This is a genomic window from Streptomyces polyasparticus, from assembly GCF_014493765.1.
Classification (GTDB): domain Bacteria; phylum Actinomycetota; class Actinomycetes; order Streptomycetales; family Streptomycetaceae; genus Streptomyces; species Streptomyces polyasparticus.
The window spans coordinates 907,258-915,109 of the sequence record NZ_JACTVJ010000004.1; the positions used below are offsets into that span (position 1 = coordinate 907,258).

Here is a 7,852-nt window from a genome sequence, read left to right on the forward strand (position 1 = left end):
CTCAAGAGCATGTCGAAGATCAAGCCGAGCAAGGGCGCGCCGTACGCCAGGATCATGGGCGTCGGCGGCTACCGGCCCACGCGGGTCGTGCCCAACGAGGTGATCCTCGAGACGATCGACTCGTCCGACGAGTGGATCCGCTCCCGCTCCGGCATCGCCACCCGGCACTGGGCGAACGACCAGGAGACCGTGGCCGCGATGTCCATCGAGGCCTCCGGCAAGGCGATCGCCGACGCCGGGCTCACCGCCGACAAGATCGGCGCCGTGATCGTCTCGACCGTCTCGCACTTCAAGCAGACCCCCGCCGTCGCGACCGAGATCGCCGACAAGCTGGGCACGCAGAAGGCCGCCGCCTTCGACATCTCGGCCGGCTGCGCGGGCTTCGGCTACGCGCTCACGCTCGCCAAGGGCATGGTCGTGGAAGGCAGTTCGGAGTACGTCCTGGTCATCGGCGTCGAGCGCCTGAGCGACCTGACCGACCTGGAGGACCGCGCGACGGCCTTCCTGTTCGGCGACGGCGCGGGCGCGGTCGTCGTGGGCCCCTCCGACGAGCCGCACATCGGCCCGACGGTCTGGGGCTCGGAGGGCGACAAGTCCGAGACGATCAAGCAGACCGTCCCGTGGACGGACTACCGCGACAGCTCGGTCGACAAGTTCCCTGCGATCACGCAGGAGGGCCAGGCGGTGTTCCGCTGGGCCGTGTTCGAGATGGCGAAGGTCGCCCAGCAGGCGCTGGACGCGGCCGGAATCAGCGCGGACGACCTGGATGTCTTCATCCCGCACCAGGCCAACATGCGGATCATCGACTCGATGGTGAAGACTTTGAAGCTGCCGGAGCATGTCACGGTCGCCCGTGACATCGAGACCACCGGCAACACCTCGGCCGCCTCGATCCCGCTCGCGATGGAGCGGCTCCTGGCGACCGGGGAAGCCAAGAGCGGCGACACCGCGCTCGTCATCGGCTTCGGGGCGGGTCTCGTCTACGCAGCCTCCGTCGTTACCCTCCCCTAGGCACCCTGCACGGACCATTCCGTACGGGACCCTGCCACCTCACTGATACACAAGAAGGAGCGCCAACATGGCCGCCACTCAGGAAGAGATCGTCGCCGGTCTCGCCGAGATCGTGAACGAGATCGCCGGTATCCCGGTCGAGGACGTCCAGCTGGACAAGTCCTTCACCGATGACCTGGACGTCGACTCGCTGTCCATGGTCGAGGTCGTCGTCGCCGCCGAAGAGCGCTTCGACGTCAAGATCCCGGACGACGACGTCAAGAACCTGAAGACCGTCGGCGACGCCGCGGACTACATCCTGAAGCACCAGGACTGATCACCGTCCTGTCGCATGGCCCCGGGTCGGCCCGCAAGGGCCGCCCGTAAGGGCCGGCTGACTGCCGCCTCCCGGCGGTGGCGCCGTTGATTCACGACCCTCTACACGTGGAGAAAGAATTCCTGTGAGCTCGACCAATCGCACCGTGGTCGTCACCGGTATCGGCGCAACCACACCGCTGGGTGGCGACGCAGCATCGACCTGGGAAGGCCTCGTCGCGGGCCGCTCGGGCGTCAAGCCCCTGGAGGGCGAACGTTTCGCCGAACTGCCGGTCCGTATCGCCGCGCCCGCCGCGGTCGACCCGGGCGAGGTCCTGCCCCGCCCGCTCGCCCGCAAGCTGGACCGCTCGGCGCAGTTCGCGCTGATCGCGGCCAAGGAGGCCTGGGCGGACGCCGGTTACGAGGGCAAGGCAGGCGAGGACTCCAAGATCGCTCCCGAGCGTCTCGGCGCGGTCATCGCGTCCGGCATCGGCGGCGTCACCACGCTGCTCGACCAGTACGACGTGCTCAAGGAGAAGGGTGTACGCCGGGTCTCCCCGCACACCGTTCCCATGCTCATGCCCAACGGCCCCTCCGCCAACGTCGGTCTGGAGGTGGGCGCCCAGGCGGGCGTGCACACCCCGGTCTCGGCCTGTGCGTCAGGCGCCGAGGCGATCGGCTACGCCGTCGAGATGATCCGTACCGGCCGCGCCGATGTCGTGATCGCGGGCGGCACCGAGGCCGCGATCCACCCGCTGCCGATCGCCGCCTTCGCCAACATGATGGCGATGTCCAAGAACAACGAGGAGCCCACGAAGGCCTCGCGCCCGTACGACAAGGGCCGTGACGGCTTCGTGCTCGGCGAGGGCGCGGGTGTCGTCGTCCTCGAGTCCGAGGAGCACGCGAAGGCGCGCGGCGCGCGGGTCTACTGCGAGGTGCTCGGCCAGGGTCTGTCCGCCGACTCGCACCACATCGCGCAGCCCGAGCCGACGGGGCGCGGTGTCGCCGCGGCCGTGCAGAACCTGCTGGACTCCACGGACCTCAAGCCGGCCGAGCTCGTGCACCTCAACGCGCACGCGACCTCGACGCCGCAGGGTGACATCGCGGAGATCAAGGCGCTGCGCAAGGTGCTCGGTGCGGACCTCGACCATGTCGCGATCTCCGGTACGAAGTCGATGACCGGGCATCTGCTCGGTGGTGCCGGCGGTATCGAGACCGTCGCGACCGTGCTCGCGCTGCACCACCGGCTGGCTCCGCCGACCATCAATGTCGAGGACCTCGACGAGGACATCGCGGCGGATGGGGCGGACATCGTGCGCGGGGAGGCTCGTGCGCTGCCCGAGGGGACGATCGCCGCGATCAACAACTCGTTCGGGTTCGGTGGCCACAATGTGGTTCTGGCGTTCCGGACTGTCTGACGCCGCTCAGTTCGTACGAAGGGGCCCACCCTGGGTTTTCCAGGGTGGGCCCCTTCATGTGTACGAGGTACAGCTAGACGACTTGGTGGAGCCACCTCACGGGTGCGCCTTCGCCTGCGTACCGGAAAGGTTCGAGTTCGTCGTCCCAGGGTTTGCCCAGGAGCTTCGAGAGTTCCGCCGCCAGGTCGGACTCGCCGCCCTGCGACCGCGTCAGGGCCGCGCGCAGGCGGTCCTCCGGGATCAGGATGTCGCCGTGGATGCCCGTGACCGCGTGGAAGATGCCGAGGTCGGGAGTCGAGCTGTAGCGCTCGCCCTCCGCCGTGGCGCACGGCTCTGCCGTCACCTCGAAGCGGAGCTGCTGCCAGCCGCGCAGCGCCGAGGCGAGCTTGGAGCCGGTGCCGGCCTCGCCCTGCCAGGAGAACTCCGCACGCCAAGTCCCGGGCGCGGCGGGCTGCCTGATCCAGTCGAGCGTCACGCGTCCGCCGAGAACACCCGCGACCGCCCACTCGACATGCGGGCACAGCGCGCGCGGTGCGGAGTGCACGTACAGGACTCCACGTGTCGTCACCGGGACCTCCAGGGTGGGGCGAGGGTTGGGGCCTCGCACCTGGCCGGGCAGTTGCCGGGAGTTTCGCCAAGATTCCCGAGGAAATCCAGGACATCCACGGAATCGATGAAACTCCCCGAAAGGGGACATTTCTGACGTGATGTAATTTACCGGAAGCGGGACAGCGCTCCGACTCCGGGTCGACCGCAGCAAAACTACCGTGCGGCGCGGGCCCGAGTGTGACGTACCGTCGGGTCCAGGTCCCGGGAATGGCGGGCATTCACCCGGCAGGGCGCCGGTGCACAGGACGGCGAGAGAAGGGACGACCGTGATCCGGAACTGGTTCCGTGGCCGTACCGCGGCCTCGGCGGCGACCGCCGCCGTACTCGCGACCGCGCTCCTCGGCTGCGACGCCACGGGCGGCAACTCCCCCGCCCCACAAGGCGCAGCGGCCGCCGACCGGCCCAAGCCCTCCCCCTCACCCACTCCCACCTGGGACACAAGCCCGCAGTCGATGGCGGCCGTGGGCGATTCGATCACCCGCGGATTCGACGCCTGCCGGGTGCTCTCCGACTGTCCCGAGTCCTCCTGGGCCACGGGCACCGATCCTTCGGTGAACAGCCTCGCGGTGCGGCTGCTCGGCAAGGACGCGGCGGCGACGCAGAGTTGGAACTTCGCCCGTACGGGGGCACGCATGAGCGCGCTGCCGGAGCAGATGGAGCAAGCGGCCGAGAAGTCACCCGACTTGGTGACGGTCCTCATGGGCGCCAATGACGCCTGTCGTGGTACGGCCGGGGCGATGACCTCCGTCGCCTCCTTCCGCGCCGACTTCGAGGACGGGATGCGCGCCCTGCGCCGGGAGTTGCCCAAGACCCAGGTGTTCGTGGCGAGCATCCCGGATCTGTCGCGCCTTTGGTCGCAGGGCAAGGGCAATGCGATGGCCAAGCAGATCTGGAAGCTGGGCATCTGCCAGTCGATGCTGGCCGAACCGGACGCCATGGACAGCTCGGCCGTCGAGCGGCGTGCGGACGTGCAGTCGCGGGTCGAGGCGTACAACGAGGTGCTCCAGGACGTGTGCGCGAAGGACGAGCACTGCCGGTACGACGGCGGGTCGGTGTTCGGCTACCGGTTCGGGCAGGGCCAGTTGAGCAAGTGGGACTGGTTCCACCCGAGCAGGAACGGGCAGGCCCGGCTTGCCGAGCTGGCGTTCACGGCGATCACCGCGGAGAAGACGCCCGCCTAGCAATCGGTGAAGTCACCCGCCCGGGAAGCGCTACAAGTACGAGGGGCCCTGCACGCACCGCGCGTGCAGGGCCCTTCGCGTGTCACGCCTCGATCGTCGCGCTCAGCCTGCGGTCCGTGAGCGAGCGGCCGGCCTCCAGGGTGTACGTGCCCTTCTGGTACGCCCAGGCCCCCGCGCTCTCGTCCCAGATCTCGAACGCACGCCGTGGCAGCGGGATCCGCACCTCGACGCTCTCGCCCGCGTCCGCCGTGACGCTCGCGAAGGCGGCGAGGGCCCGCGCGGGGCGCTCCACGGCTCCGTCCGCGGGCGGGGCGAGGTAGAGCTGGACGGTCTCGCGGCCGGACCTGGCCCCGGTGTTGCGGAGCCGGACCGTCGCCTGCTCCCCGTCCCCGGTCACCTGGAGGCTCTCGTACGTCCAGTCGGTGTAGCCGAGGCCGTGGCCGAAGGGGTACGAGGGCGTGGCGCCTGCCTTGTCCCAGGCGCGGTAGCCGATGAACACGCCTTCGCCGTACGTGAGCCGGCCCTCGGCGTCCGGGGTGACCTCGGTGACGGGCGCGTCGGCGAGCGAGCCCCAGGTGGTGGGCAGCCGGCCACCGGGCTCCTGGGCGCCGGTCAGCACATCGGCGAGTGCGGCGCCGCCCTCCTGGCCCGGGAACCAGCTGAGCAGCACGGCGGCGACGTCCTCGCGCCACGGGAGCTCCACCGGGGAGCCGGAGTTGACCACCACGACGGTGTGCGGGTTGGCGGCCGCGACGGCCCGTACGAGATCGTCCTGGCGGCCGGGCAGGCGCAGGTCCTTGCGGTCGAAGCCCTCGGACTCGACGCGGTCGGTGGTGGCGACGACAACCACGGCGGTGTCGGCCGCGCGGGCGGCGCGGACCGCTTCGGCGATCATCTCGTCGGCGTCGCGGTGCGGTTCGGCGTGTGAGAGCGAGAGGGCGACCACCTCGATGGGCATGCCCTCGATCTTCGGCGGGGCGACATCGAGGGAGACCTCGACGGGCACCCCGGCCGTCAGCTCCACGGTGCCGCGCTCGGCGGGCTTGCCGAGGAAGGCCTCGAAGGGGTCGCCGTCCACGGGCATCCGCTGTTCGCCGGCGAACAGTTCCTGCCCGTCGACCGTGAGCCTGAGATTCCCGAGGCCGCGGGTGCCGAAGCGGTGGGCGCCGTCGACGCGCGGCGTGAACGTGCCCGTGACCTCGACCCGGCTGAGCGCCTCGTAGGTGACGCCCTCCGGGAATCCGCCGCCGAACCACTGGATCGCGCCGTCGGCGAGCGGCGCTTCGCCGAGGATCCGGCCGTCCGCGTCGCGGCACACGGCCCGCAGCGCGAACCCGGCCGCGGCGACGCCGAGTTCGTCGCTGGGCTCGGCTCCCGTCGCGTACGAGACGGCCTCTTCGCCGAGCGCGGCGGTGAGCCCGTCGAGGGGCGAGACGACCCGGCGCGGGAAGACGGTGGCGGAGCCGCCGCCCAGGACGCGGGCGTCGCGGGCGGCGGCGCCGATCAGCGCGACCGTGCCGGTGCCGGACAGCGGGAGCGCGCCGCCCTCGTTGCGCACGAGGACGAAGGAGCGGTGGGCGATCTCGCGCGCGAGGGCCTCGCCGTCGACCGGCTCGGGGAGTTCCGTGACGGCCGGTTCGGCGCCTTCGAGTGCGCCGGCGCGGGCGGCGAGCCGCAGGACCCTGCGCACCGCCTCGTCGACGGCCGACTCCTCGGCCTCGCCGCCCCGTACGGCCTCGGCGAGCGCGGGACCGTAGACGGTCGCCGGGCCCGGCATCGCCACGTCGAGGCCGCCGCGCAGGGCGCCGAGGGTGTCGCGGGCGGCCAGCCAGTCGGAGACGTTGAAGCCGTCGAAGCCCCATTCCTCGCGCAGGACGCCGTTCACCAAGGTGGCGTTCTCGGTCATGGTGGGTCCGTTGACCGCGTTGTAGGCGGTCATGATGCCCCAGGGCCGGGCCTGCCTGACGATCGCTTCGAAGGGTGCCAAGTAGAGCTCGCGCAGGGCCCGTTCGGACACGAGGTTGTTCACGGTGAAGCGGTCGGTCTCGGCGTCGTTGGCGACGAAGTGCTTGACCGTCGTGCCGACGCCGCCGGACTGCACACCCCGTACGTAGCCGGTGCCGATCTCGCCGGTCAGATACGGGTCCTCGCTGTACGCCTCGAAGTGCCGTCCGCCGCGCGGCGAGCGCTGCAGATTGACGGTCGGCGCGAGCAGCACGTGCACGCCCTTGCGCCGGGCCTCCTGGGCGAGCAGCTGCCCGGCGCGGTACGCGAGTTCCGGGTCCCAGGCGGCCGCGAGCGCGGTCGGCGAGGGCAGGGCTATGGACGGGTCGTCGGCGCTCCAGCGCACGCCCCGTACACCGATCGGGCCGTCGGACATGACCAGCGACCGCAGCCCGATCTCAGGGATCGCGGGCAGGCTCCACATGTCCTGGCCTGCGAGCAGGCGGGCCTTCGTGTCGAGGTCGAGTTTCCCGAGCGCGGCCTCCACAACCGCCTCGTAAGCGTCCCTGTGCTGCTGCTCAGTCACTGCTGTACCTCCGCGTCGACGTACCCCTGACCGCCTCCCATCCTGCACCGCTTACCTGTGAAGCGGTAGGTTTCGTTATCTGGCAGTTACCTGGACGGGTATGCTCGGGGCGTGGCAGCGAAGACGAGAAGTGATCAGCGGCGTGCGGAGATCGTGCGGGCCGCGCTCGAAGTGATCGCCGAGCGCGGCTATCGCGGTGCGTCCCTGGCCGCGGTGGCCGAGCGGGTGGGCCTGACGCAGCAGGGGCTGCTGCACCACTTCCCCACCAAGGAGGCGCTGCTCGTCGCGGTCCTGGAGGAGCGCGACCAGTGGGATGCCACCCCGCGGGCGCGCGAGTGGCGCCTCGATCTGCTCGCCTCGCTCGTCGAGTACAACGCGATGCGGCCGGCGATCGTGCAGACCTTCTCGGCCCTGCTCGGCGAGAGCGTCACGGAGGACCATCCGGCGCGCGGCTACTTCACGCGGCGCTATGCGTCCGTACGCGAGGACATGACCCGGCTGCTGCACGCGGAGTACGGCGAGCGGCTGCCGTCGGGGCTCACCCCCGAGCAGGCGGCGCCGCTGCTCGTGGCCGTGCTCGACGGCCTGCAGTACCAGTGGCTGCTCGACCCCGAGAACGTGGACATGCCGGGGGCCTTCCGGAACTTCCTCGTACTGCTCGGGGAGACCGCCGCCTAGGGCCCGTCCGGCGGATCGGACCGGCACGCGGCGGCCTGATCCGCCGGACAGGCCCTAGTAGGACTTTGTTAGGTGGCTGGTCAGGTTCTGGAGTTGGTAGTTCGCTGGGGGTATGACTCCGGAGGAGCTTG

7 protein-coding genes are annotated in these 7,852 nt (G+C 70.6%); 5 read left to right on the forward strand and 2 right to left on the reverse strand.

What is annotated here, in order from left to right:
* The first annotated feature begins 9 nt into the window (after positions 1-9).
* From H9Y04_RS08470 to H9Y04_RS08480, 3 genes are all read left to right on the forward strand, one after another.
* On the forward strand, positions 10-1,011 hold the full coding sequence (locus H9Y04_RS08470; protein WP_187813026.1) for a ketoacyl-ACP synthase III: 1,002 nt from the start codon (positions 10-12) through the stop codon (positions 1,009-1,011).
* Positions 1,012-1,078: 67 nt separating this feature from the next.
* Positions 1,079-1,327, forward strand: coding sequence for an acyl carrier protein (locus tag H9Y04_RS08475; RefSeq protein ID WP_093617374.1), 249 nt, complete (start codon positions 1,079-1,081; stop codon positions 1,325-1,327).
* 124 nt (positions 1,328-1,451) lie between these two features.
* On the forward strand, positions 1,452-2,723 hold the full coding sequence (locus H9Y04_RS08480) for a beta-ketoacyl-[acyl-carrier-protein] synthase family protein (protein ID WP_187813027.1): 1,272 nt from the start codon (positions 1,452-1,454) through the stop codon (positions 2,721-2,723).
* A gap of 73 nt (positions 2,724-2,796) precedes the next feature.
* Here the strand turns inward: H9Y04_RS08480 and H9Y04_RS08485 are convergent, their stop codons facing one another.
* Positions 2,797-3,291 carry a DUF3145 domain-containing protein gene (locus H9Y04_RS08485; RefSeq protein WP_187813028.1) on the reverse strand — a complete coding sequence of 165 codons (495 nt, stop codon included), beginning with the start codon at positions 3,289-3,291 and terminating at the stop codon, positions 2,797-2,799.
* Between the two features lie 307 nt (positions 3,292-3,598).
* On the opposite strand from H9Y04_RS08485, the gene H9Y04_RS08490 reads away from it, so the two are divergent.
* Positions 3,599-4,513: an SGNH/GDSL hydrolase family protein gene (locus H9Y04_RS08490; protein WP_438818085.1), complete on the forward strand. Its 915-nt coding sequence runs from the start codon at positions 3,599-3,601 to the stop codon at positions 4,511-4,513.
* Between the two features lie 82 nt (positions 4,514-4,595).
* Here H9Y04_RS08490 and H9Y04_RS08495 read toward each other — a convergent pair whose 3' ends face one another.
* A complete protein-coding gene (locus H9Y04_RS08495; protein ID WP_308800901.1) occupies positions 4,596-7,043 on the reverse strand; it encodes a beta-glucosidase H in 2,448 nt (815 codons plus the stop codon).
* 111 nt (positions 7,044-7,154) lie between these two features.
* On the opposite strand from H9Y04_RS08495, the gene H9Y04_RS08500 reads away from it, so the two are divergent.
* Positions 7,155-7,721: a TetR family transcriptional regulator gene (locus tag H9Y04_RS08500; protein ID WP_187813029.1), complete on the forward strand. Its 567-nt coding sequence runs from the start codon at positions 7,155-7,157 to the stop codon at positions 7,719-7,721.
* The last annotated feature ends 131 nt before the right edge of the window (positions 7,722-7,852 follow it).

Bases quoted from the DNA above. Each gene is read 5' to 3' on its own strand.
- H9Y04_RS08470 (WP_187813026.1), top strand. From the start codon at position 10: ATGTCGAAGATCAAGCCGAGCAAGGGCGCGCCGTACGCCAGGATCATG.
- H9Y04_RS08475 (WP_093617374.1), top strand. From the start codon at position 1,079: ATGGCCGCCACTCAGGAAGAGATCGTCGCCGGTCTCGCCGAGATCGTG.